Origin of the sequence: Streptosporangium sp. NPDC000396, from assembly GCF_042898655.1 — a bacterium.
GTDB lineage: Bacteria > Actinomycetota > Actinomycetes > Streptosporangiales > Streptosporangiaceae > Streptosporangium.
In genome coordinates, this window is the sequence record NZ_JBIAZA010000003.1 from 70,725 (window position 1) to 93,927 (window position 23,203).

Annotated in this window: 24 protein-coding genes; 21 read left to right on the plus strand and 3 right to left on the minus strand. The window is 69.9% G+C overall.

The annotated features are described in order from the left end of the window. The first annotated feature begins 50 nt into the window (after positions 1-50). The 9 genes from ACFY2X_RS05255 to ACFY2X_RS05295 all read left to right on the plus strand — a co-directional run bounded on the left by ACFY2X_RS05255 (position 51) and on the right by ACFY2X_RS05295 (position 8,567). The gene (locus tag ACFY2X_RS05255; protein WP_389932549.1) at positions 51-1,052 is read left to right on the plus strand and encodes a proline racemase family protein; all 1,002 of its coding nucleotides are present in this window, start codon (positions 51-53) and stop codon (positions 1,050-1,052) included. A gap of 372 nt (positions 1,053-1,424) precedes the next feature. After that, the gene (locus ACFY2X_RS05260) at positions 1,425-2,600 is read left to right on the plus strand and encodes a branched-chain amino acid ABC transporter substrate-binding protein (RefSeq protein WP_389932552.1); all 1,176 of its coding nucleotides are present in this window, start codon (positions 1,425-1,427) and stop codon (positions 2,598-2,600) included. Next, positions 2,597-3,490: a branched-chain amino acid ABC transporter permease gene (locus tag ACFY2X_RS05265; protein ID WP_389932555.1), complete on the plus strand. Its 894-nt coding sequence runs from the start codon at positions 2,597-2,599 to the stop codon at positions 3,488-3,490. The genes ACFY2X_RS05260 and ACFY2X_RS05265 overlap by 4 nt, the downstream gene beginning before the upstream one ends. After that, complete coding sequence (locus tag ACFY2X_RS05270; RefSeq protein WP_389932556.1) at positions 3,487-4,455, plus strand: branched-chain amino acid ABC transporter permease; 969 nt, start codon at positions 3,487-3,489, stop codon at positions 4,453-4,455. The genes ACFY2X_RS05265 and ACFY2X_RS05270 overlap by 4 nt, the downstream gene beginning before the upstream one ends. Next, a complete protein-coding gene (locus ACFY2X_RS05275; RefSeq protein ID WP_389932558.1) occupies positions 4,452-5,219 on the plus strand; it encodes an ABC transporter ATP-binding protein in 768 nt (255 codons plus the stop codon). The genes ACFY2X_RS05270 and ACFY2X_RS05275 overlap by 4 nt, the downstream gene beginning before the upstream one ends. After that, a complete protein-coding gene (locus tag ACFY2X_RS05280; RefSeq protein ID WP_389932561.1) occupies positions 5,212-5,919 on the plus strand; it encodes an ABC transporter ATP-binding protein in 708 nt (235 codons plus the stop codon). Before ACFY2X_RS05275 ends, ACFY2X_RS05280 begins: the two co-directional genes overlap by 8 nt. 13 nt (positions 5,920-5,932) lie before the next feature. Continuing rightward, positions 5,933-6,952 (plus strand): proline racemase family protein, encoded by a 1,020-nt coding sequence (locus tag ACFY2X_RS05285; protein ID WP_389932563.1) that lies wholly within the window; start codon positions 5,933-5,935, stop codon positions 6,950-6,952. Next, positions 6,949-7,875, plus strand: a complete 927-nt coding sequence (locus tag ACFY2X_RS05290; RefSeq protein ID WP_389932565.1) for an ornithine cyclodeaminase family protein — start codon at positions 6,949-6,951, stop codon at positions 7,873-7,875. Before ACFY2X_RS05285 ends, ACFY2X_RS05290 begins: the two co-directional genes overlap by 4 nt. 11 nt (positions 7,876-7,886) lie before the next feature. Next, positions 7,887-8,567 carry a GntR family transcriptional regulator gene (locus ACFY2X_RS05295; RefSeq protein WP_389932568.1) on the plus strand — a complete coding sequence of 227 codons (681 nt, stop codon included), beginning with the start codon at positions 7,887-7,889 and terminating at the stop codon, positions 8,565-8,567. An 84-nt stretch (positions 8,568-8,651) separates the two neighbouring features. Here the strand turns inward: ACFY2X_RS05295 and ACFY2X_RS05300 are convergent, their stop codons facing one another. The 3 genes from ACFY2X_RS05300 to ACFY2X_RS05310 all read right to left on the minus strand — a co-directional run bounded on the left by ACFY2X_RS05300 (position 8,652) and on the right by ACFY2X_RS05310 (position 11,382). Next, entirely contained in the window at positions 8,652-9,569 is a 918-nt protein-coding gene (locus tag ACFY2X_RS05300) for a DMT family transporter (RefSeq protein ID WP_389932571.1), read from the minus strand. 93 nt (positions 9,570-9,662) lie between these two features. Further along, the gene (locus ACFY2X_RS05305) at positions 9,663-10,430 is read right to left on the minus strand and encodes an ABC transporter permease (protein ID WP_389932573.1); all 768 of its coding nucleotides are present in this window, start codon (positions 10,428-10,430) and stop codon (positions 9,663-9,665) included. 43 nt (positions 10,431-10,473) lie between these two features. Further along, entirely contained in the window at positions 10,474-11,382 is a 909-nt protein-coding gene (locus ACFY2X_RS05310) for an ABC transporter ATP-binding protein (RefSeq protein ID WP_389932575.1), read from the minus strand. 180 nt (positions 11,383-11,562) lie between these two features. Here ACFY2X_RS05310 and ACFY2X_RS05315 point away from each other — a divergent pair, with 180 nt between their 5' ends. The 12 genes from ACFY2X_RS05315 (at position 11,563) to ACFY2X_RS05370 (ending at position 23,194) form a co-directional block, all read left to right on the plus strand. After that, on the plus strand, positions 11,563-12,339 hold the full coding sequence (locus ACFY2X_RS05315; RefSeq protein WP_389932578.1) for a VOC family protein: 777 nt from the start codon (positions 11,563-11,565) through the stop codon (positions 12,337-12,339). A 151-nt stretch (positions 12,340-12,490) separates the two neighbouring features. Then, positions 12,491-13,726 carry a multidrug effflux MFS transporter gene (locus ACFY2X_RS05320; RefSeq protein ID WP_389932580.1) on the plus strand — a complete coding sequence of 412 codons (1,236 nt, stop codon included), beginning with the start codon at positions 12,491-12,493 and terminating at the stop codon, positions 13,724-13,726. Between the two features lie 104 nt (positions 13,727-13,830). After that, complete coding sequence (locus tag ACFY2X_RS05325) at positions 13,831-14,553, plus strand: helix-turn-helix transcriptional regulator (protein WP_389933671.1); 723 nt, start codon at positions 13,831-13,833, stop codon at positions 14,551-14,553. Between the two features lie 49 nt (positions 14,554-14,602). Next, the gene (sufB, locus tag ACFY2X_RS05330) at positions 14,603-16,015 is read left to right on the plus strand and encodes a Fe-S cluster assembly protein SufB (RefSeq protein WP_389932583.1); all 1,413 of its coding nucleotides are present in this window, start codon (positions 14,603-14,605) and stop codon (positions 16,013-16,015) included. Next, positions 16,015-17,133 carry a Fe-S cluster assembly protein SufD gene (sufD, locus tag ACFY2X_RS05335; RefSeq protein WP_389932585.1) on the plus strand — a complete coding sequence of 373 codons (1,119 nt, stop codon included), beginning with the start codon at positions 16,015-16,017 and terminating at the stop codon, positions 17,131-17,133. The genes sufB and sufD overlap by 1 nt, the downstream gene beginning before the upstream one ends. Beyond that, entirely contained in the window at positions 17,130-17,447 is a 318-nt protein-coding gene (locus tag ACFY2X_RS05340) for a Rieske (2Fe-2S) protein (RefSeq protein WP_389932588.1), read from the plus strand. Before sufD ends, ACFY2X_RS05340 begins: the two co-directional genes overlap by 4 nt. Before the next feature lie 44 nt (positions 17,448-17,491). Beyond that, positions 17,492-18,223 (plus strand): Fe-S cluster assembly ATPase SufC, encoded by a 732-nt coding sequence (sufC, locus tag ACFY2X_RS05345; RefSeq protein ID WP_389933674.1) that lies wholly within the window; start codon positions 17,492-17,494, stop codon positions 18,221-18,223. Between the two features lies 1 nt (position 18,224). Beyond that, a complete protein-coding gene (locus ACFY2X_RS05350) occupies positions 18,225-19,484 on the plus strand; it encodes a cysteine desulfurase (protein ID WP_389932590.1) in 1,260 nt (419 codons plus the stop codon). Between the two features lie 19 nt (positions 19,485-19,503). Further along, complete coding sequence (sufU, locus tag ACFY2X_RS05355; RefSeq protein WP_389932593.1) at positions 19,504-19,941, plus strand: Fe-S cluster assembly sulfur transfer protein SufU; 438 nt, start codon at positions 19,504-19,506, stop codon at positions 19,939-19,941. After that, positions 19,938-20,303 carry a metal-sulfur cluster assembly factor gene (locus ACFY2X_RS05360; RefSeq protein WP_389932596.1) on the plus strand — a complete coding sequence of 122 codons (366 nt, stop codon included), beginning with the start codon at positions 19,938-19,940 and terminating at the stop codon, positions 20,301-20,303. The genes sufU and ACFY2X_RS05360 overlap by 4 nt, the downstream gene beginning before the upstream one ends. A 432-nt stretch (positions 20,304-20,735) precedes the next feature. Then, positions 20,736-22,445, plus strand: a complete 1,710-nt coding sequence (locus ACFY2X_RS05365) for a DEAD/DEAH box helicase (protein WP_389932601.1) — start codon at positions 20,736-20,738, stop codon at positions 22,443-22,445. Between the two features lie 485 nt (positions 22,446-22,930). Next, positions 22,931-23,194: a phosphoribosyl-ATP diphosphatase gene (locus ACFY2X_RS05370; RefSeq protein WP_012892448.1), complete on the plus strand. Its 264-nt coding sequence runs from the start codon at positions 22,931-22,933 to the stop codon at positions 23,192-23,194. Positions 23,195-23,203 lie beyond the last annotated feature (9 nt).

Here is a 23,203-nt window from a genome sequence, read left to right on the forward strand (position 1 = left end):
GCCCCGCCGTGGGTTTGAAAGATAGCTCTACCCCCCCGCAAGGAGAATCAATGAGGACGAAACGGGTCTTCCACGCGGTGGACTCTCACACCGAGGGCATGCCCACCCGGGTGATCACCGGGGGAGTGGGGGTCATCCCCGGTTCGACCATGGCCGAGCGCCGTGAGCACTTCCTGGCCAACATGGACCACCTCCGGACCCTGCTCATGTACGAACCGCGCGGCCACTCGGCGATGAGCGGGGCCATCCTGCAGCCGCCCACCCGGCCCGACGCCGACTACGGCGTGCTCTACATCGAGGTCTCCGGCTGCCTGCCGATGTGCGGCCACGGCACCATCGGCGTCGCCACCGTCCTGGTGGAGACCGGAATGGTCGAGGTCGTCGAGCCGGTCACCACCATCCGGCTGGACACCCCCGCCGGGCTGGTCGTCGCCGAGGTGCGGGTGGAGGACGGCGCCGCCACCGCGGTGACCATCACCAACGTGCCCTCCTTCAGCGTCGGCCTCGACCGCACGGTCAAGGTGCCGGGCATCGGCGAGGTCACCTACGACCTGGCCTACGGCGGCAACTACTACGCGATCCTGCCGGTCGAGTCGGTCGGCCTGCCGTTCGAACGCTCGCACAAGCAGCAGATCCTCGACGCGGGCCTGGCGATCATGGCCGCGATCAACGAGCAGGACGAGCCCGTCCACCCGCTGAACGACGGCATCCGGGGCTGCCACCACGTGCAGTTCACCGCCCCCGGGTCCGACGCCCGGCACTCGCGGCACGCGATGGCCATCCACCCCGGGTGGTTCGACCGCTCGCCCTGCGGCACCGGCACCAGCGCGCGGATGGCCCAGCTCCACGCCCGGGGCGAGCTCGGGCTGGACACCGACTTCGTGAACGAGTCGTTCATCGGCACCCGCTTCATCGGACGTCTCGTCGAGGAGACGGAGGTCGCCGGTCTGACCGCGGTGGTCCCGACCATCACCGGGCGGGCATGGGTCACCGGCACCGCCCAGTACTTCCTCGACCCCCGTGACCCGTTCCCCGAAGGCTTCCTGCTCTGACCAACGTGGCCGGGAGCCGTTCTCCGGACCTGGGCGCGCGGCTGGATATCGGTCTGGTCAAGATGAGCGCCCCGACCGGCGGCGTGGGCTTCTGCCTGCCGTCCGGAGGGAGAAGGGCTCCGGCTACGGTGCCCGGGAGCAGGGCGAGGCGATGGGGGAGTTCTCCACCTCCGCCCATACCGTCACCATAAGTCCGACGAGCTAAAAGCATGTATTTTGTGCGGGGCATCTCCAACGGAGGTGTCCCGCTTGACGTATCTGCACTAAAAGCAAAGGAACGGTATGTGAACGTTAACGGTCTCATCTCGACCCTTGACGTGCATGTCCGTAAATGAGTGCAATGTCACATAACATCACTGTAAGGAGCCGCACATGCGTGCCACCCCCCTGAAATCCTTCGTGTCATTGGCCGCCGTGGGCCTCCTGGCCACCGGATGCGGCCAGGGCCTGCTCAGCAGCGGCGACGGCGGCGGCGACAAGGGCGCCAAGAGCGGCGACCCGATCGTGCTCGGCATGCTGATCCCCCAGTCGGGCAGCGAGGCCGCCATCGGCCCCTACATGAGCAACGCGGCCCAGCTCGCGATCGACGAGATCAACGCCAAGGGTGGCGTGCTCGGCCGCAAGCTGGAGCTGAAGACCGCCGACGACGCCTGTGACGCCCAGTCGGCGGCGGCCGGAGCCAACAAGCTGGTCACCGAGGGCGTGGACGTCTCGGTCGGAGGCTACTGCTCCGGCGCGACGCTGCCCACCCTGCCCATCTTCGGCAAGGCGAACATCCCGATGATCATTCCGGCGGCCAACTCCCAGGAGCTGGTCGACCAGAAGCTCAAGCACGTCTTCCTGATCAACGGCACCGGCTCCCAGCAGGCCGCCTCGGCCGAGAAGTGGATGACCAAGCAGGGTGCCAAGAGCGTCGTGCTGATGCACGACAACACCAGCTACTCCAAGGACATCGCGCTGCGCACCAAGGCTCTGCTCGACGCTCCCGGCGGCGCCGACGCCGCGCTCGTCGAGACGGTGACGCCCAAGGAGAGCGACTACAGCGCCAACGTCACCAACGTGCTGGCCAAGAAGCCCGACTTCGTCTACTGGACCGGCTACTTCCAGGAGGGCGGCCTGATCGCCCGCCAGCTCCGCCAGGCCGGATACAAGGGCTCCATCATGGTCGGCGACGGCTCCGTCTCGCCCAAGCTGGTCGAGATCGCCGGTGCCGAGGCCGCCGAGGGCGTCTACGCCACGATGACCCAGACCCCCGACACGCTGGAAGGCGCCGAGGGCTGGATCGCGGCCTACAAGAAGAAGTACAACACCGAGCCCGGCCCCTACTCCAACCAGGCCTACGACGGCGTGCGGCTGGCGGCCGAGGCGATCACCAAGGCGGGCGGCACCGACGGCGCCAAGGTCATCGCGGCCCTGGAGGGGATCGACGGGTTCCAGATGTTCTCCGGACCGCTGAAGTTCACCCCCGAGCACACCCTGTCCAACGGCGGCTTCCAGATCCTGGTCGTCAAGGGCGGAAAGATCACCCTGCAGGACTCCCTCAAATGACACAGCTCGTCTGGAACGGCCTGTTCGTCGGCTCGTTCTACGCCCTGGTCGCGTTGGGCTACAGCATGGTCTACGGGATCATCAAGTTGCTCAACTTCGCCCACGGCGACCTCTACATGCTGGGCGCGTTCGTCGGCTTCGCCATCCTTGGCGCGGTCGGCGGCGTGTCCCCCTCGATGGCCCTGCCGCTGCTGCTCCTGGTGCTCCTGGCGACCATGCTGGTCACCGGCCTGGCCGGGGTGGCGCTGGAGCGGATCGCCTACCGGCCGCTTCGCCGCGCGCCCAGGCTCTCCCTGCTGATCACCGCGGTCGGCGCGTCCTTCGTCCTGGAGTACGGCATGCGCGCCGCCGCCGGAGCCGACCCGCGGGTCTATCCGGTACGGCTCGGCGGCACCTCCATAGAGGTGCTCGGCGCCCGGCTGACGCTGCAGCAGCTCGTGCTGATCGGCGTGGCGGTGAGCCTCATGATCGGGCTCAACCTGATGATCACCCGGACCCGCGAGGGCCGGGCCATGCGGGCCATCGCGCTCGACCCGCGCACCAGCACCCTGATGGGCATCGACGTGAACGCGGTGATCTCCCGGACCTTCTTCCTCGGCTCGGCCCTCGCGGGGGCCGCCGGGGTGATGGCCGGAGCCTACTACGGGAAGATCGACTTCCTGATGGGCTTCCTGATCGGGCTCAAGGCCTTCACCGCGGCGGTCATCGGCGGAATCGGCAACATCCCCGGCACGATGCTCGGCGGGCTGCTGCTCGGGCTGCTGGAGTCGTTCGGCACGTTCTGGCTGGGCGGAGAGTGGCGTGACGTGTTCACCTTCGGGGTGCTGATCCTGTTCCTGACCGTGCGGCCCACCGGCCTGCTCGGCGAACGCGTGACGGAGCGCGTATGACCGGCACGACGACGACGCCCCGGCGGCTGGGCACCGACAAGCCTCCGACCCGGATGTCGAAGCTGCTGCAGAACAAGTGGGCCGGGCTGGGCGGGGTGCTGATCGCCCTGCTCGCGCCCTTCGTCAACGCCTCGAACTACGCGCTGTCGGTCATGACCACCGCGGCCATCTTCGTGATGCTCGCGGCCGGGCTGAACATCGTGGTGGGCTACTGCGGCCTGCTCGACCTCGGCTACGTCGCCTTCTTCGCGGTCGGCGCCTACACCAGCGGAGTGCTGGCCACCCGGTTCGACCTGCCGCTGCTGGTCACCGTGCCCGCCGTCATCGTGGTCACGGTCGTGGCCGGGATCATCATCGGCGCGCCGACCCTGCGGCTGCGCAGCGACTATCTCGCCATCGTGACCCTCGGTTTCGGCGAGATCATCCGGATCACCGCCAACAACCTGGACGTCACCGGCGGCCCCTCGGGCATCTACGGCATCCCGTCCCTGACCGACAACTCGGTGGTGTTCTACTACCTGACCGTGGTGGTCGTCTCCCTGGCCGTCCTCGGCGCGGCACGCCTGGGCCGCTCCCGGCTCGGCCGGGCCTGGCGGTTCGTCCGCGAGGACGAGGACGCCGCCGAGGCGATGGGCGTGAACACCTACCGCGTCAAGCTGGCCGCCTACATCGCGGGAGCCGTCTGGGGTGGCCTGGCGGGGGTCCTGTCCGCCGCCCAGCTGTCGGCGATCTCCCCGAACAGCTTCACCTTCCTGCAGTCCGCGCTGGTCCTGATGGCCGTCGTCCTCGGTGGCATGGGCTCGATCCCCGGCGTCGTCGTCGGCGCCATCGTGATCAGCCTGCTGCCGGAGTTCCTCCGCGACCTCGCCGACTACCGGTTCTTCATGTTCGGCGTCCTGCTCATCATCGTCATGCTCCTGCGCCCGCAGGGGCTCTGGCCGGCCCGTTCCAAGGAGGCCTCATGAGCCTGCTGACCGTGGAGGATCTGCGCCTGTCCTTCGGCGGGCTGGTGGCCATCGACGGGCTCACGTTCTCGGTGGGGGAGGCGGAGATCGTCTCCGTCATCGGGCCCAACGGCGCGGGCAAGACGTCGGCCTTCAACTGCGTCACCGGCTTCTACCGCCCGACCGCGGGCCAGATCACCCTGCGGGGCAAGAGCCTCCGGGGGCTGAAGCCGTCGGCGATCGCGGAGCGCGGCATCGCGCGGACCTTCCAGAACCTGCGCCTGTTCGGCGAGCTGTCGGTCCTGGACAACGTGCGCGCCGGATCCCACCTGTGGCTCAAGCAGAGCGTCTTCGACGCCCTGCTGCACACCCCCCGCTACCGGCGTTCCGAACGCGAGTGCACCGAACAGGCCAACCACTGGCTGGACTTCGTCGGCCTGCGCGGTGACCGGTACGGCGCCGCCCGCCACCTGCCCTACGGTGAGCAGCGCCGCGTGGAGATCGCCAGAGCCCTGGCCCGGCGTCCCGACCTGCTGCTGCTGGACGAGCCCGCCGCGGGCCTCAACCACGGCGAGAAGGCCGAGATGCTGGACCTGATCCGGAGGATCCAGGAACTGGGCGTGGCCATCGTGCTCATCGAGCACGACATGGGCCTGGTCATGGAGGTCTCCGAGCGCGTGGTCGTGCTGAACTTCGGCAAGGAGATCGCCGACGGCCGTCCCGAGGACGTCCGCCGGAACCCGGCCGTCATCGAGGCCTATCTCGGGAGCGACGCCAATGCTTGAGATCAACGGACTCGACGTCCACTACGGCGGCGTGCACGCCCTGCGCGGCCTGTCCCTCACCGTTTCCCAGGGGGAGATCGTCGCCCTGCTGGGCAACAACGGCGCGGGCAAGACCACCACGCTGTCGGCGGCCTCCGGCCTGGTGCGGCCCACCGCGGGCAAGGTCGTCTTCGAGGGCGAGGACATCACCAAGGACAAGCCCCACAAGATCGCCGCACGTGGCCTGGTGCACGTCCCCGAGGGCCGCAGGGTCTTCAGCACGCTCACCGTCCATGAGAACCTGCAACTCGGCGGCTACCTGGTCCGCGACCAGGCCGAGATCCGCAGGCGGATCGAGCGCGTCTACGAGCTGCTGCCCCGCCTGGCCGAGCGGCGCGCCCAGCAGGGCGGCACGCTGTCGGGCGGCGAGCAGCAGATGCTCGCCATCGGCCGGGCCATGATCACCGGGCCCAGGCTGCTGCTGCTGGACGAGCCCTCGATGGGCCTGGCCCCGCTGGTGGTCGCCTCGGTGATGGAGCTGATCGCGCAGATCAACGCCGAGGGCACCTCGGTCCTGCTCGTCGAGCAGAACGCCACCGCCGCGCTCAAGATCGCTCATCGCGGCTATGTGATCGAGAATGGTGAATGTGTGCTGGACGGCCCCGCCACCGAGCTCCGCGAGGACGCCCGGGTGGTCGAGGCCTACCTCGGCGGAGTCTGACGAGACGGGAAACATGATCCACACAATCGACTACCACACCGGCGGAGAACCGTTCCGGATCGTCACCGCCGGGGTGCCCGACATCCCCGGTGACACGGTGCTCGGCCGCCGCGAGGCGGCCCGGGCCCCGGAGATCGACGAGGTGCGGCGGCTGCTCTGCCACGAGCCGCGCGGGCACGCCGACATGTACGGCTGCTTCCTCGTTCCGCCGGACGACCAGGGCGCCGACCTCGGCGTGCTGTTCTGGCACAAGGACGGCTATTCCACCGCCTGCGGCCACGGCACCATCGCGCTCGGGGTCTACGCCGTGGAAAGCGGCCTGGTCAAGGCGGACCCGGACGGGGACACCGACGTCGTCGTCGACGTCCCCTCCGGCAGGGTGACGGCGAGGGTCCGCTGCGCGGCGGGCCTGGTGGAGGCGGTCACGTTCCGGAACGTCCCGTCCTACGTGCTCGCGCGAGGCGTCGAGCTGGGCCCGCTCGCCGGGTCCGGCTCGTCCCCGGCGGACGCCGGCTCCGGCCCGTCGGCCCGGCTCGCCGGGGTCACGGCCGACGTCTCCTACGGCGGGGCGATCTACGCCTCGGTCCCGGCCTCGGCGTTCGGACTGAGCGTGGCCCCCGAGCACCTGACCGAGCTGATCGCGCTCGGCCGGGCCGTCAAGGCCGCCCTGTCCGGGCACCCGGCGGCGCGGCACCCGGACGACGACCGGCTCTCCGGGATCTACGGCGTCATCTTCTACGACGACCTGGGCCCCGGCCGCCAGCGCAACGTCACGGTCTTCGCCGACGGCGAGGTGGACCGCTCGCCCTGCGGTTCCGGCACCGCCGCCCGGCTGGCGCTGCTGCACGCCGACGGCTTCACCGGCACGCTCGTCCACGAGAGCATCGTGGGCACGACCTTCCGGGCGCGGGTGGCCGAGGTGACCGAGGCGGGGATCATCCCGGAGGTGGAGGGCATGGCCTACCGCACCGGGGAGCACCGGTTCACACTGGATCCGCGCGATCCCGTCGGCACCGGGTTCACGCTGAGGTGAGCGGCCTTCCCTATCTGGACGGGGAGACCCTGCGCCGGCTGGTGCCGATGGCGCGGGCCGTACAGGTGCTGGAAGACGCGCTGCGCGCGGGGCTGGACCCCGAGGACACCCCGCAGCGGCCCATCGTGGAGGTCCCCGCCGGGCAGCTGTTGCTGATGCCCGCCGCGTGGGGCCGCCACGCGGGGATCAAGATAGCCGGGGTCGCCCCGGACAATCCCTCGCGCGGGCTGCCCCGGATCCAGGGCACCTACCTGCTCATGGACGGCGAGACCCTGACCCCGCTGGCCGCGCTGGACGGGATCGCGCTCACCTCGCTGCGCACGCCCGCGGTCTCCGCGCTGGCCGTACGGCACCTGGCCGAGCCGGGCGCCTCCACGATGGCGGTCTTCGGCACGGGACCGCAGGCGTGGGGGCACGTCGAGGCCTTCCGCGCGGTCCGGCCGGTGAGGCGGGTGAGCGTGATCGCCAGGGACCCGGAGAAGGCGGAGGCGTTCGCCGCCAGATGCGCCGCCGAGGGTCTCCAGGCGGACACCGAGCTGGATCTCGGGCAGGCCGATCTCGTCGCTTGCTGCACAACCTCCAGAATTCCCCTGTTCGACGGTACGCTGACTCGCAACGACGCTACCGTGGTCGCGGTCGGCTCCCACGAGCCGGATGCCCGGGAGATCGACGATGATCTCATCGCTCGGGCCACCGTGGTCGTCGAAGCCCGCAGTGCCGCTCTCGCCGAGGCGGGAGATCTGATCATCCCGCTACGGAGCGGTAAGATCACCAATGGTCATCTCGCCGGAAACCTCGGGGAACTGGTCGCCGGTGTCGTGCCTCGCGCTCCGGGACCCCGGGTTTTCAAGAGCGTCGGCATGGCGTGGGAGGACCTGGTGGTGGCGGCCGCCGCCTACGAGATGTGGATGCGAGCAAGATGAGAGGCGCTGGGATGTCCCCTTCGGCGGAAGACCGGCTCGACCTGCCGATCGTGGGCGAGCGGCAGAGCCTGCGCGAGCAGGTGGCCCACGCGCTGCGGGCAGCTTTGATCACGGGTGAGATGCGACCGGGCGTGGTCTACTCCGCGCCGGTCCTGGCCGCCCAGTTCGGCGTCTCGGCCACTCCGGTGCGCGAGGCGATGCTCGACCTGGCCAAGGAGGGCCTGGTCGAGGCGGTGCGCAACAAGGGCTTCCGGGTCACCGAGCTGTCCGAGCGGGATCTGGACGAGCTCACCGAGATCCGCCAGCTCATCGAGGTGCCCACGGTGGCCCGGCTGGCCGACACCGCGCGGGTGGAGAGCTTCGATCTGCTCCGCCCGATGGCCCAGCAGATCGTCGACGCGGCCGAGCGCGGAGACCTGCTCGCCTATGTGGACGCCGACATCCGCTTCCACGTGGAGCTGCTGTCGCTGGCGGGCAACGCGCACCTGGTGGACGTGGTGCGCGACCTGCGCAGCCGGGCCCGGCTGTACGGCCTGTCCGCCCTCTACGCGCGCGGCGTCCTGGTCGACTCCGCCCGCGAGCACCTCGACCTGCTCGACCTGCTCTCCGCCGGGGACCAGGCCGGTTCCGAGCGGCTGATGCGCGCTCACATCCAGCACGTCCGGGGCATCTGGGCCAGCAAACCGGAGTAGGCCGGAGCAGGCCGCTCACGCGGAAGGCCGCCGCCCCGCCCAGGCGGGTGCGGCGGCCTTTCCGTCCGGGCCGGTTCCGAGCGGTCAGCGGGAGCTGCGGGTGGCGCCCACGCTGGCGATGACCACGCAGCCGATGGCGGCCCACTCGCGCACGTCGAGCACCTCGCCCAGGACGAGCAGGCCGACCAGCGCGGCCACCGCGGGCTCCAGGCTCATCAGGATGCCGAAGACCCGCTTGGGCATCCTGCGCAGTGCCTCCAGCTCTATCGAGTAGGGGATGACCGACGACAGCAGGCCCACCCCGAGCCCGATCAGCAGCAGTTCGGGCCGGAGCAGGTCGGCGCCGCCGGTGGTGACCCCCACGGGGGCGACCAGCAGGAACGACACGATCATCGCGAAGGACAGGCCGGTGGTGCCGGGGAAGCGCTGGCCCACGGCGGCCGACAGCAGGATGTAGCCCGCCCAGCAGGCCGCCGCGAGCAGCGCGAACGCTATCCCGGCCCAGCCGATCCGTGAGGTGCCCGTCCCCCACGGGGCCAGCAGCACCACGCCCGACCCGGCCAGGGCGACCCAGAGCAGGTCCAGGCGGCGGCGCGAGGCGGCCACCGCCACCCCGAGCGGGCCGAGGAACTCGACGGCCACCGTGATGCCCATGGGCAGCCGGGCCAGCGCCTCGTAGAACGACAGGTTCATCACGCCCAGCGTCACGCCGAACGCCACGCCCAGCCCGACGTCCGTGCGGGTCAGCCCCTTCAGCCGGGGCCGGGCGACCACGCCCATGATCAGCGCGCCCATCGCGATCCGCAGGAACACCACCGCGCTCGGCGGCAGCTGGGAGAACAGGTCCTTGGCGAAGCCCGCGCCCACCTGGACCGACAGGATGGCCAGCAGCACCAGCCCGGACGGCGGAATGGCGTCCGACGCGGCCCGCAGCAGCGCCCCGGGCCTGGGCAGGCCCCGCTTGAACGGCTCGGCGGGTCCGTGCAGGGCTTCGGCGGTCATGGGGCTCCTTGTGTCAGGTGTGATGCGGTTTTTCAGACCTTACTCACCGGTGGGGTCGTTCCAGGAGCGGTTTCCACGATGCGAGATCGCCGGTCATTCCCAGCGGAACGTCCGCGACGCGAGAGCGAGGGACACGGCCGCCCAGGCCGCGAGGACGGCCGCCGCGGCGACGGGCAGCCCGGCGCCGCCGGTCAGGACCGAGCGGAGCCCGCCGGTCAGCGCGGTGATGGGCAGCAGTTCCAGCGCGGACCTCACCGAGCCGGGGAAGGCCGACAGAGGGAAGATGACCCCGCCGCAGCCGAGCAGGACCAGATAGACCAGGTTGGCCCCGGCGAGCGTGGCCTCGGCGCGCAGGGTGCCCGCCATCAGCAGGCCGAGCCCGCTGAACGCGGCGGTGCCCAGCAGGATCAGCAGGAGCGCGGCCAGGGGGGAGCCCGCGGGCCGCCAGCCCAGCGCGACCGCCACCCCGCAGATGACGACCACCTGGATGATCTCCACGGCGACCACCGCGAGCGTCTTGGCCAGCATCAGCCCGGTCCGCGAGAGCGGGGTCGCGCCCAGCCGCTTCAGCACGCCGTACCGGCGCTCGAAACCGGTCGCGATGGCCTGCCCGGTGAAAGCCGTCGACATCACGGCCAGCGCGAGCACACCGGGCGTGATGAAGTTCACACGGGGGCCTCCGCCGACGTTCACCAGCGGCGCGACCGAGAACCCGATGAGCAGCAGCACCGGGATGATCATCGTCAGCAGGAGCTGCTCGCCGTTGCGGAGCATCGCCCGGATCTCCGCGCCCGTCTGCGCGAGCACCATCCGGGGCAGCGGCGCGGCACCCGGGGCGGGCGTGAGGTCGAGGGTCGTCAACGTGCTCTCCTGCGGTCTGGCACAAGCCGTACTCGGTGAGGGGTCATCGGAGCTCCCGGCCGGTCAGCTCCAGGAAGACGTCTTCCAGGGTGCGGCGTTCGATGCTGAGGTCGTCGGCGGTGACACCCTCCGCGGCGCACCAGGCCGTCACGGTGGCCAGCAGCTCGGGCCCGACCTGCCCCTCGATGATGTAGTGCCCCGACGGCGACTCCTTGGCCGCGCTGCCGGAGGGCAGGGCCGTGAGCAACTCGTCGAGGGCGAGCCCGGGCCGGGCACGGAAGCGCAGCTGCCGTTCGGCGCCGGTGAGCGAGGCGGGCGTGCCCTCGGCGACCACCTTGCCGTGGTCGATGATGACGACCCGGTCGGAGAGCTTCTCCGCCTCGTCCATGTGGTGGGTGGTGAGCACCACGGAGACCCCGGCGGCGCGCAGGTCGCCGACCAGCTCCCAGCACGCGTGCCGGGCCTGCGGGTCCAGGCCGGCCGTGGGCTCGTCGAGGAAGACCAGCTCGGGCCGGCCGATGACGGCCGCGGCCAGCGACACGCGCTGCTGCTGGCCTCCCGACAGCCTCCGGTACGGCGTGCGGGCGTGCTCGGACAGCCCGAGACGCTCAAGCAGCTTCGCCGGGTCGAGGGGATGGGCGTGGAACCGGGCCATCAGGCGCAGCCACTCTCCGCACCGCGTCGCCGGGGGCACGCCTCCGGCCTGGAGCATCACCCCGACCCGGGCGCGAAGCTCCGGCCGGGACGGGCTGAGCCCGAGGACGTTCACGGTGCCGCTGTCGGCTCGCCGGAACCCCTCGCAGATCTCGATGGTCGAGGTCTTGCCCGCGCCGTTGGGACCGAGGATCGCGGTGACCGCGCCACGGTCGGCACTGAGGGTGAGGCCGTTGATCGCTGTCGTTCGGCCGTACCGCTTGACCAGGTCGATGACCTCAACGGCTGGGGAGTCCATGGCCACGAGTTTAGGGACTGTACCGGCTGGTCACGTTTCCGGACCTGCGGTGCAGAGCCTCCCATGCCCGGTAAAAGGCTTCGGGCGGATCACGCCAAGGCTCCCGATCACCCGCCGGGTACACCGGGTCCCGCGTGCCACCCTGAGCGTGTCCCGAATCATGACATGAGGAGGTTCGGCGTGTCCGAGCGGAGTGGTTACAAATCCGGTGTCCCGTGCTGGGTGGATCTGTCGAGCACGGACGTCACCTTGTCAGTCAGGTTCTACCGGGAGGTCTTCGGCTGGGAGGCGGTGTTCGATCCGCGTCCGGAGTCCGGCGGGTACGGCCGCTTCACGCTGAACGGCAGGGCCGTCGCGGGGATCGGCCCGAGTGCCGGAGACGGTGTGCCCGCGGTCTGGAACACCTATATGGCCACCGAGGACGCCGACATCACGGCCGCGAGGGTCCGCGAGGCCGGGGGCAAGGTCCTCATGGCGCCCGTGAGGGTTTTCGACGAGGGCTGCATGGCGGTCTTCCAGGACCCTTCGGGTGCCTCCTTCATGGCGTGGCAGGCCGGTCGGCACCAGGGCGCGGAGATCGCCGGCGAGCCCGGCGCGTTCGCCCGGAGCGAGCTGGTCACCCGCGACACCGCCGCGTGCGGGTCCTTCTACCCCGCCGTCCTCGGCTGGGACGCCGGCGACGACACGCGGGACACGCCGCACACCGAGTGGCGGGTGGACGGCCGTCCCGTCGCCTGGATGACGGAGATGGGCCCGTGGTTCCCGCCGGGCACGCCGTCGCACTGGATGACCTACTTCGCGGTCGAAGACGTCGACGCCACCGCGGCGAGAGTCCAGGAGCTGGGCGGCACCGTTCTCGCGGCACCGGCGCCGACCCGCGGGGGACGGGCGGCGGTGGTGGCCGACCCGCAGCTCGCGGCCTTCGCCGTCATCCGGCTGGACGGCCCGCCGGAGTGAGCGGCCACGGCTCTTCTGGCCGGTCTCCGGCCTCGGGTAAATCTTTTTTATGGAATCTCCTAAATATGGGAATTCAGGCATCCTGATTGCAGGTTGAGACCCCTGGCCCTCATGGGCCCACCGTGGCCTGTGAGGGTGAAGGGGATCGAACATGACCGCGACGACCGCAGAGTCGGAAGGCGTGCCGGTCGACAGACGCAGGGGACTGCTGCTGCTCGTCCTGGGCGCGCTGTTCGCGATCGGCCCGCTCTCGATCGACATGTACCTGCCCGCGCTGCCCGCCATCGCCGGGGAGATGGGCGCGAGCCAGGCCCAGGTGCAGCTCACCCTGACCGCCTGCCTCGTCGGAGTGTCCATCGGGCAGATCGTCACCGGCCCGCTCAGCGACGTGCGGGGCCGCCGGACGCCTCTGCTGACCGGCATCGCCGCCTACGCCGCCGCCTCGCTGCTGTGCGCGTTCCCGCCCTCGGTCTACGGGCTGATCGGGTTTCGCCTGCTCCAGGGCATCGCGGGCGGTGCCGCGCTGGTGATCGTCCGCGCGGTCGTCCGCGACCTCTACGAGGGGGCGGCCATCGCCCGCATCTTCGCCACCCTCATGCTCGTCAGCGGCCTCGCGCCCATCCTGGCCCCGATCGCGGGCGCGCAGCTGCTCAACCACACCTCCTGGCGCGGCGTGTTCGTCTCGCTGAGCGCCGTCGGGCTGGTGCTGCTGGTGGCGGCGCTGGCGGGGGTGAGAGAGACGCTCCCCTCCGACCGGCGCGAGAGCGGCGGGCTCAGGCGCACCTTCGTCACCTTCTGGTACCTGCTGCGCAACCGGTCCTTCATGGCCAGCGCGCTGACCGGGGGCCTGGGTTTCGGGGGGATGTTCGCCTACATCTCCGGCTCGCCGTTCGTGCTCCAGGGGGTGTACGGAGCCTCGCCGCAGACCTTCTCGCTGGCGTTCGGGCTGAACGCCGTCGGCCTGACCGTCAGCGCGCAGATCGGCGGGCGCCTCGCCGGGCGCCGGGTGGCCCCCGCGCGGCTGATCCTCACCGGCCTGTTCATCTCCGTGTCCGGCGCCGGGACGGTGTTCGCCACCGCGTTCCTCGGCCTGCCCCTGGCGGTGCTGATCGCCGGGCTGTTCGTGATGATGTGCGGTCTGGGCCTCGTCCTGCCGGGCGCGGGGGCGCTCGCCCTGGCCGGGCAGCCCCAGCAGGTCGCCGGGAGCGCCTCGGCGCTGATGGGCGTGCTGCAGTTCGCGTTCGGCGGGATCGCGGCTCCTCTGGTGGGGCTGGCCGGCGCGGGCTCGGCGCTGCCGATGGCGACGGTCCTGGCCGGACTCGTCTTCGCCGCCCTCGTCGCCTTCGTCGGCCTGAGGAAGATCCCCGGCGACGTTTCCGCAGGTTAGGTAAGGCTTGCCTGCGTGACAAATTGCATCCCGGCAGGCCTGCCCTGGGTTTGCCAGCCGGGAATGAATTACGCCACACTGATGTTGTGAAATACGTGACCGAGATGTCAGGCACCGAGGAGACCGCCGTCGTGCGGCCGTCCGGAGTGTCCGCCGAGCGCAGCACGCGCGCGCGTGTCGCCCGGCTCATCCTGGAACACGGACCCATCACCGCCGCCGCCCTCGGCGAGCGACTCGGCCTCACTCCCGCCGCCGTCCGCCGGCATCTGGACGCGCTGCTGACCGAGGGGATGATCGAGCCTCGTACGGCTCGGCCCCGGGGTCAGCGCGGGCGGGGACGGCCGGCGAAGCTGTTCGCCATAACCGATGCCGGGCGCAGCGCCTTCGAGCACGCCTACGACGGACTGGCGGGAAACGCGCTGCGTTTCCTCGCCGAGCGCGTGGGCGAGGAGGCCGTGACCGAGTTCGCCAGGGCGCAGGTGTCCGGCCTCGTCGGGCGCCTGCTGCCGAAGATGCGCGAGGTCCCCGCCGACCAGCGGGTGCGCGTCCTGGCCGAGGCCCTGTCGGCCGACGGCTATGCCGCTTCGGCGAGCAAGGCCAGTGTCGGTGGCGAGCAGCTGTGCCAGCACCACTGCCCGGTGGCGCACGTGGCCGCGGAGTTCCCGCAGCTGTGCGAGGCCGAGACGGAGGCGTTCGCGCAGATCCTCGGCACACCGGTGCAGCGGCTGGCTACCATCGCCCACGGCGACGGGGTGTGCACCACCCACGTGAGCCCCCGCAGGCCGGCCGAACCGGATGTGAGAGAACGAGCATCCGAGAGCGCGTGACCATCAGCAACCAGGAAATGATCGACAAATCGAGCAAGGAGACCGGAAGGTGACTGTCACCGACCGCCCGGAGCTGGAAGGCCTCGGGAATTATAAGTTCGGCTGGGCCGACTCGGACGCCGCCGGATCTATGGCCCGCCGTGGCCTGTCCGAGGAGGTCGTCCGTAATATCTCCGCGCTCAAGAACGAGCCGGAGTGGATGCTGGACCTTCGCCTGAAGGGCCTGCGCCTGTTCGGCAAGAAGCCCCTGCCGACCTGGGGTTCCGACCTCAGCGGGATCGACTTCGACAACATCAAGTATTTCGTCCGCTCCACCGAGAAGCAGGCCGCTTCCTGGGACGAGCTGCCCGAGGACATCAAGAACACCTACGACAAGCTCGGCATCCCCGAGGCGGAGAAGCAGCGCCTGATCGCGGGCGTCGCCGCCCAGTACGAATCCGAGGTCGTCTACCACAAGATCCGTGAGGACCTTGAGGAGAAGGGCGTCATCTTCCTCGACACCGACACCGCGCTCAAGGAGCACGAAGAGCTCTTCAAGGAGTACTTCGGCACCGTGATCCCGGTCGGCGACAACAAGTTCGCCTCGCTCAACACCGCGGTGTGGTCGGGTGGCTCGTTCATCTACGTGCCGCCGAACGTCGAGGTCGAGATCCCGCTGCAGGCCTACTTCCGGATCAACACCGAGAACATGGGCCAGTTCGAGCGGACCCTGATCGTCGTGGACGAGAACTCCTACGTCCACTACGTCGAGGGCTGCACCGCGCCGATCTACTCCTCCGACTCGCTGCACAGCGCGGTCGTGGAGATCATCGTCAAGAAGGGCGCCCGCTGCCGTTACACGACCATCCAGAACTGGTCGAACAACGTCTACAACCTGGTCACCAAGCGCGCCGTGGCCTACGAGGGCGCGACCATGGAGTGGATCGACGGCAACATCGGCTCCAAGGTCACCATGAAGTACCCGGCCGTCTACCTGATGGGCCAGCACGCCAAGGGCGAGACGCTGAGCGTCGCCTTCGCGGGCGAGGGCCAGCACCAGGACGCCGGTGCCAAGATGGTGCACCTCGCGCCGAACACCAGCTCCACCGTGATCTCCAAGTCCGTCGCCCGTGGCGGCGGCCGCACCTCCTACCGGGGCCTGGTCCAGATCGAGGAGGGCGCGCACGGCAGCGCCAGCACGGTCAAGTGTGACGCGCTCCTGGTCGACCAGATCAGCCGCTCCGACACCTACCCCTACGTGGACGTGCGCGAGGACGACGTCTCCATGGGACACGAGGCCACCGTCTCCAAGGTCTCCGACGACCAGCTCTTCTACCTGATGAGCCGGGGCCTGGGTGAGGACGAGGCGATGGCGATGATCGTGCGCGGCTTCGTCGAGCCGATCGCGCGCGAGCTCCCGATGGAGTACGCCCTTGAGCTGAACCGCCTGATCGAGCTGCAGATGGAAGGGGCCGTCGGCTGATGGGTCTCGAAACCAAGCCCCTGTCGACTCTCCACGAGAAGTCCTCCTACAGCGTGGACGACTTCGAGGTTCCGACCGGCCGTGAGGAAGAGTGGCGCTTCACCCCGCTGTCGCGCCTGAAGGGCCTGCACAGCGGGGTCGCCGCCGCGGGCAACGTGGTCGTCGCCGTGGACGCGGCCCCCGAGGTCACCGTGGAGACCGTCGGCCGTGACGACCAGCGGATCGGCAAGGCCTACGTGCCCGCCGACCGGGTCAGCGCCCAGGCCTACTCCGCCTTCGAGAAGGCCACCGTCATCACGGTCCCGCGCGAGGCCGTCGCCTCCAAGCCGACCGTGATCACCCTCACCGGGTCCGGCGAGGGCGCCGCGTACGGCCACATCCTGGTCAAGCTGGAGCCGATGGCCGAGGCCGTCGTCGTCCTGGAGCACCAGGGCAGCGCGGTCTACGCCGACAACATCGAGTTCGTCGTGGGCGAGGGCGCCACGCTCAAGGTCGTCAGCCTGCAGGACTGGGCCGGCGACGCCGTGCACGTCTCCCACCACCACGCCCAGCTCGCCAAGGACGCGGTCTTCCGCAGCTTCGTGGTCACCCTCGGCGGCGACCTGGTACGGCTGTCGCCCTCGGTCTCCTACACCGGCCCCGGCGGCGACGCCGACCTGACCGGCCTGTACTTCGTGGACGCCGGGCAGCACCTGGAGCACCGCCTGCTGGTGGACCACTCCCACCCGAACTGCAAGAGCAACGTCACCTACAAGGGCGCGCTGCAGGGCGAGGACGCGCACGCCGTATGGATCGGCGACGTCATCATCCGGGTCGAGGCCGAGGGCACCGACACCTACGAGCTCAACCGGAACCTCCTGCTCACCGACGGCGCCCGCGCCGACTCGGTGCCGAACCTGGAGATCCTCACCGGTGAGGTCGCGGGGGCGGGTCACGCCAGCGCCTCCGGCCGCCTGGACGACGAGCACCTCTTCTACCTCCAGGCCCGCGGCATCCCGTTCGATGAGGCGCGCCGCCTGGTCATCCGGGGCTTCTTCGCGCAGCTCCTGGAGAAGATCGAGCTTCCCGAACTGCGCGAGCGGGTGTTCGCCAAGGTTGAGGCGGAGCTGGAGAAGTGACATCGGTGAAGGTCTGCAAGCTCGACGACATCCCCGACGACGGTGTGATCGGCGTCGAGGTGGAGGGGACCCCGGTCGCCCTGGTCCGCCGGGGCGACGAGGTCTTCGCGCTGCACGACGTGTGCTCCCACGCCGAGGTGAAGCTCAGCGAGGGCGAGGTCTACGACAACAGCCTGGAGTGCTGGCTGCACGGCTCGTGCTTCGACCTGCGCACCGGCAAGCCCACCGGTCCTCCCGCCATCAAGCCCGTTCCCGTCTACCAAGTCAAGATCGACGGCGATGACGTCTTCGTCTCGCTCTCGAAGGAGTCATAACAGTGTCTGATTCGAGCCGAGTCCCCTCGGGCTCCACCCTTGAGATCCGTGACCTGCAGGTCGCCGTCGAGGACAAGGAAATCCTGCGTGGCGTCAACCTGACCGTGAAGGCCGGCGAGACCCACGCCATCATGGGCCCCAACGGCTCGGGCAAGTCCACGCTCGCCTACGCGATCGCCGGCCACCCGAAGTACACCGTCACCGGTGGCCAGGTCCTGCTGGACGGCGTCGACCTGCTGGACATGACGGTCGACGAGCGCGCCCGCGCCGGCCTGTTCCTCGCCATGCAGTACCCGGTCGAGGTTCCCGGCGTCAGCGTCTCCAACTTCCTGCGTTCGGCGGTCACCGCCGTGCGCGGTGAGGCTCCCAAGCTCCGCGAGTTCGCCAAGGACCTGAAGGCCGGCATGGACGCCCTGTCCATCGACGCCGCCTTCGCCCAGCGCAACCTGAACGAGGGCTTCTCCGGCGGTGAGAAGAAGCGCCACGAGATCCTCCAGCTCGAGCTGCTCAAGCCGAAGATCGCCGTTCTCGACGAGACCGACTCCGGTCTGGACGTCGACGCGCTGCGCGTGGTCTCCGAGGGCATCAACCGCTTCCGCGCCTCCGGTGACACCGGCGTGCTGCTCATCACCCACTACACCCGTATCCTGCGCTACGTGAAGCCGGACTTCGTCCACGTCTTCGCGGGCGGCCGGATCGTGGAGCAGGGTGGCCACGAGCTCGCCGACAAGCTCGAATCCGAAGGTTACGAGGCCTACACGAAGGCACTGGCCTGATATGAACACCGGCTTTGACGTGGAGAGGATCAGGAAGGACTTCCCGGTTCTCTCCCGCGAGCTGCCCGGCGGCAGGCCGCTGGTCTACCTCGACTCGGGAAACTCCGCGCAGAAGCCCACCCAGGTGATCGAGGTGATGCGCGAGCACCTGGCCATGCACTACGCCAACGTCGGCCGGGCCATGCACGCGCTGGGCTCCGAGTCCACCGAGGCGTACGAGGCCGCTCGCGACAAGATCGCCGCTTTCGTCGGCGCGCCGAGCCGCGAGGAGATCATCTTCACCAAGAACGCCTCCGAGGGGCTCAACCTGGTGGCCTACGCCTTCGGCAACCCCACCAACACGGACCCCAGGTTCCGGCTCGGCCCCGGTGACGAGATCGTCATCTCCGAGATGGAGCACCACTCCAACATCGTGCCGTGGCAGCTGCTCGCGCAGCGCACCGGCGCCACGCTGAGGTGGTTCTCGGTCACCGACGAGGGCCGGCTCGACCTGTCGAACCTTGAGGAGCTGGTGACCGAGCGCACGAAGATCGTGTCGATCGCGCACCAGTCGAACGTGCTCGGCACGGTCAACCCGGTCGCCCAGGTGCTCGCCAGGGTCCGCCAGGTCGGCGCGCTGATGATGCTGGACGCCTCGCAGTCGGTGCCCCACCAGCCGGTGGACGTGGCCGCGCTCGGCATCGACTTCCTGGCCTTCACCGGACACAAGGCCGTCGGTCCCTCCGGGGTCGGCGTGCTGTGGGGCCGAGGCGAGCTGCTTGAGGCCATGCCCCCGTTCCTGGGCGGCGGCGAGATGATCGAGGCGGTCTGGATGGACCACTCGACCTACGCGCCCGCGCCGCACAAGTTCGAGGCAGGTACCCCGCCGATCGTCGAGGCCATCGGTCTCGGGGCCGCGGTGGAATACCTGTCGGAGATCGGCATGGACGCCATCGCCCGGCACGAGCGGGAGCTCACCGGTTACGCGCTCGGCGCGCTGCGGGAGGTCCCCGGCCTGAAGGTGATCGGCCCGGAGAGCCTCGACCATCGCGGCGGCACGGTGTCTTTCACTCTTGAGGGGATTCACCCGCATGATGTTGGGCAGATCCTGGATGACAACTTCGGGGTCGCCGTGCGTGTGGGGCACCACTGCGCCCGCCCGCTGCACCTGAGGTTCGGGATTCCCGCCACCACACGGGCGTCCTTCTACCTTTACAACACCCCGGCCGAGATCGACGCCCTGGTCCGCGGCCTCCATCACGTGCAGAAGGTGTTCGCCTAGCCATGCCGGAGCAGTCGAGATGATCGCCGAGTCCATGTACCAGGAGCTGATCCTGGAGCACTACAAGCACCCCCAGGGGCGGGGTCTGCGCGACCCGTACGACGCCGAGGTCCACCATGTGAACCCGACGTGCGGCGACGAGATCACCATGCGGGTGAAGCTCGGCGACGGCGGCAAGGTCGAGGACGTCTCCTACGACGGTCAGGGCTGCTCGATCAGTCAGGCCGCGGCCTCGGTGCTCTACGAGCTGACCTCCGGCTCGACCGTGGACGAGACGCTCGCGGTGGTGGAGGAGTTCACCCGGCTCATGCAGAGCAGGGGTCAGGTCGAGGCTGACGAGGACGTGCTCGGGGACGCGGTGGCGTTCGCCGGGGTCGCCAAGTTCCCGGCCCGCGTCAAGTGCGCCCTGCTGGCGTGGATGGCCTACAAGGACGCGGTTGTGAGGAGTTCTACATGAGTAAGCCTGTTGAGACGCCGACGGCGGCGTACGACGGGGAGACGACCCTTGAGGAGGTCATGGAGGCCCTCAAGGACGTCGTGGACCCCGAGCTCGGCATCAACGTCGTCGACCTCGGTCTGATCTACGGGGTCAACCTCGACGCCGCCGAGGCCGGCGCCCCGCCGATCGCCACCATCGACATGACGTTGACCAGCGCGGCCTGCCCGCTGACCGACGTCATCGAGGACCAGGCGCACTCGGCCTTGGACGGCATGGTCTCCGACGTGAAGATCAACTGGGTCTGGCTCCCGCCGTGGGGTCCGGACAAGATCACTGACGACGGGCGCGAGCAGCTGCGCATGCTCGGCTTCAACGTCTGACACGCACATCCCGGTACGGCTCGCACCTGGAGCGCGTCCCACGGATCTTCCGCCCGCCGCGGCGTGGGCGGAAGATCCGCGGGACAGGGCTCAAAAGGGGTGCGAGCCGTATCGAATTGTGTGAGAAGATGCCCGGTGCGGGGAAGAAAGCCCGGCATCGGAGCGTTGCTCCACCGGCGGACAAGCGTCCGATGATGCTGGACGCCCCGGACCGGCCCGGCACTGCGAACGCCGGGTATGCTTGATCGTGGTTTGACTGCGTGCGGGTAAGCTAGACCCGCTCCGTGCGGTGCACCTCGACTCGCACCGCACCACCGCCCCCCACATCGGGCGTTGATTGAGCGCGGCTTCAGGCCGTGCGTTCCAGGCTCGTCCTTTCGCAGAAGTGACGTGCCCTTGTCCTTCTATCGAAAGGCACGAATCTTCGTGACCATGCTTGACGCTGGCCTGCCCGAAATCACCGATCTCCCCGAGACCCCCGCGGGTCCGTCCGAGTTCGCGCTCCTCGGCCTGCCGAAGCCGCTGGTGAACGGGCTCGCCCGGCAGGGCATCGACGCGCCCTTCCCCATCCAGAGGGCGACCATCCCCGACATCCTCGCCGGCAGCGACGTCCTCGGCCGCGGCCAGACCGGCTCCGGCAAGACGCTGGCCTTCGGCCTGCCCATGATGGCTCGCATCGCCGGGGCCAAGGCCCGCCCCGGCCGTCCCCTCGCCGTCGTCCTGGTGCCCACCCGCGAGCTGGCCATGCAGGTGACCGACTCGCTTGAGCCACTGGGCCGCGGCCTGTCCCTGCGGATGAAGACCGTGGTCGGCGGCATGTCCATGGGCCGTCAGATCGAGGCGCTGCGCCGTGGCGTCGAGGTCGTCGTGGCCACCCCCGGCCGGCTGACCGACCTGATCCAGCAGGGCGAGTGCAGGCTGGACGAGGTCCAGGTGACCGTCCTGGACGAGGCCGATCACATGTGCGACCTCGGCTTCTTCCCCGTCGTCAGCGCGATCCTGCAGCAGACTCCGGCCGACAGCCAGCGCCTGCTGTTCTCCGCCACCCTCGACGGCGACGTGGACAAGCTCGTCCGGCGCTTCCTCACCGACCCGGTGACCCACTCGATGGCCCCGGCCGCCTCCTCGGTGGACACCATGGAGCACCACGTGCTTGAGGTCCACCGCGACGACAAGTTCCCGGTGACCGCCGAGATCGCCAACCGCGAGGGCCGTACCATCATCTTCGTCCGCACCCAGCACGGAGTGGACCGGCTGTGCAAGCAGCTCGCCCAGGTCGGCATCAAGGCCGGGGGCCTGCACGGCGGCAAGCGCCAGAACCAGCGCACCCGCATCCTGGCCGAGTTCAAGGAAGGTGCGATCAACGTCCTGGTCTGCACCGACGTCGCCGCCCGCGGCATCCACGTCGACAACATCAGCCTTGTGCTGCACGTCGACCCGCCGCAGGACCACAAGAGCTACCTGCACCGCGGTGGCCGTACGGCTCGAGCCGGGGAGAAGGGCACCGTCATGACGCTGGTGCTTCCCAACGAGCGCCGCTCCACCGACGCGATGACCCGCCGCGCGGGCATCAAGCCGTTCCGCCTCAAGGCCACCCCGGGCCACCCGCGCCTGGAGGAGGTCGCCGGCGCCCGCCGGCCCAGCGGCGAGCCGATTCCGGTCTGGGAGCCCTCGGCCCCTGCCGCCAAGCAGCGTGAGCGCCGCGGCTTCGGCGGCGGCGGCGGCCGCGGTCCGCGCCGGTTCCGTGACCGTCCCGGTCACGGCGGTGAGCGCCCCGGTTACAGCGGTGAGCGTCCCGGCCACGGCGGTGAGAGCTTCGGCGACGGCAACCATGGCAACAACGGCAGCGTCAGCGACCTGCGCGGACAGTACCGCTCCGAGCGCCGCTTCGACGGCCGTCCCGACAACCGCGGTGGGGGCTACCGTGGCGGCGAGCGCCGCGAGCCGTTCCGTGCCGACCGTTCCGGCGGGGGCTACCAGGGCCGCGGTGACCACCGTGGCGAGCGGCAGCCGTTCCGCGCCGAGGGCCGCTCCGAGGGCCGCGGCGACAACCGTGGCGACAACCGTGGCGGCGCGCGCGGCGGGTTCCGCGGCGGACGGTCGTACGGCGACCACTCCGGCGGCCAGCGCTTCGGCCGCTGACCACTCCGATGGTCGGCGCTTCGGCCGCTGACCGCTTTTCGTGACGGCCGTGAAGGGCCGGGACCGGTTCGCCGCCGTCCCGGCCCTTTCCCGTTACCGATGAGGGGACTCCGGTGGCCGCAGGTCTTGTCGTGGAGTGACGACGAGGGGGTTCGGCGGCCTCGGGTCTTGCGGTGGTGTGACGACGGCGTCGCCACAGGAGCCGTCCGGGTCACCGTCGCGCCACGGGCGGGCGGCCGTCGCCGGAGAAGGCCGTTGCGAGCCGCTGTAGCGTACGCTGAGCCGTGTTTCACGCCAACCACCTAAAAGGGATCCGGAAGGTGTCGTGGCCGTCGTCAACGGCGGCGTGGGGCCGTGGCCGGGCGAGACGGACGAACCCGCCCTGACCGGCCGGTGGCCCCGTGTCCCAGGACGTGGACACGCACACCTGGGACCGAGTGGCCCGTTAGGCTGGGAAGGCATATCCGACGACGCCGAGAGAGATCATGAAGACCTTCGAAGAGCTGTACGCCGAGCTGTCCGACAAGGCGCGCACCCGCCCGGAGGGGTCGGGGACCGTGGCCGCGCTGGACGCCGGGGTCCATGCCATCGGCAAGAAGGTCGTGGAGGAGGCCGCCGAGAGCTGGATGGCGGCCGAGCACGAGTCGAACGAGCGGGCCGCGGAGGAGATCTCCCAGCTCCTCTATCACGTGCAGGTTCTCATGATCGCGAAAGGGATCGGGCTGGACGAGGTCTACAAGCATCTGTGAGCCGGTGAG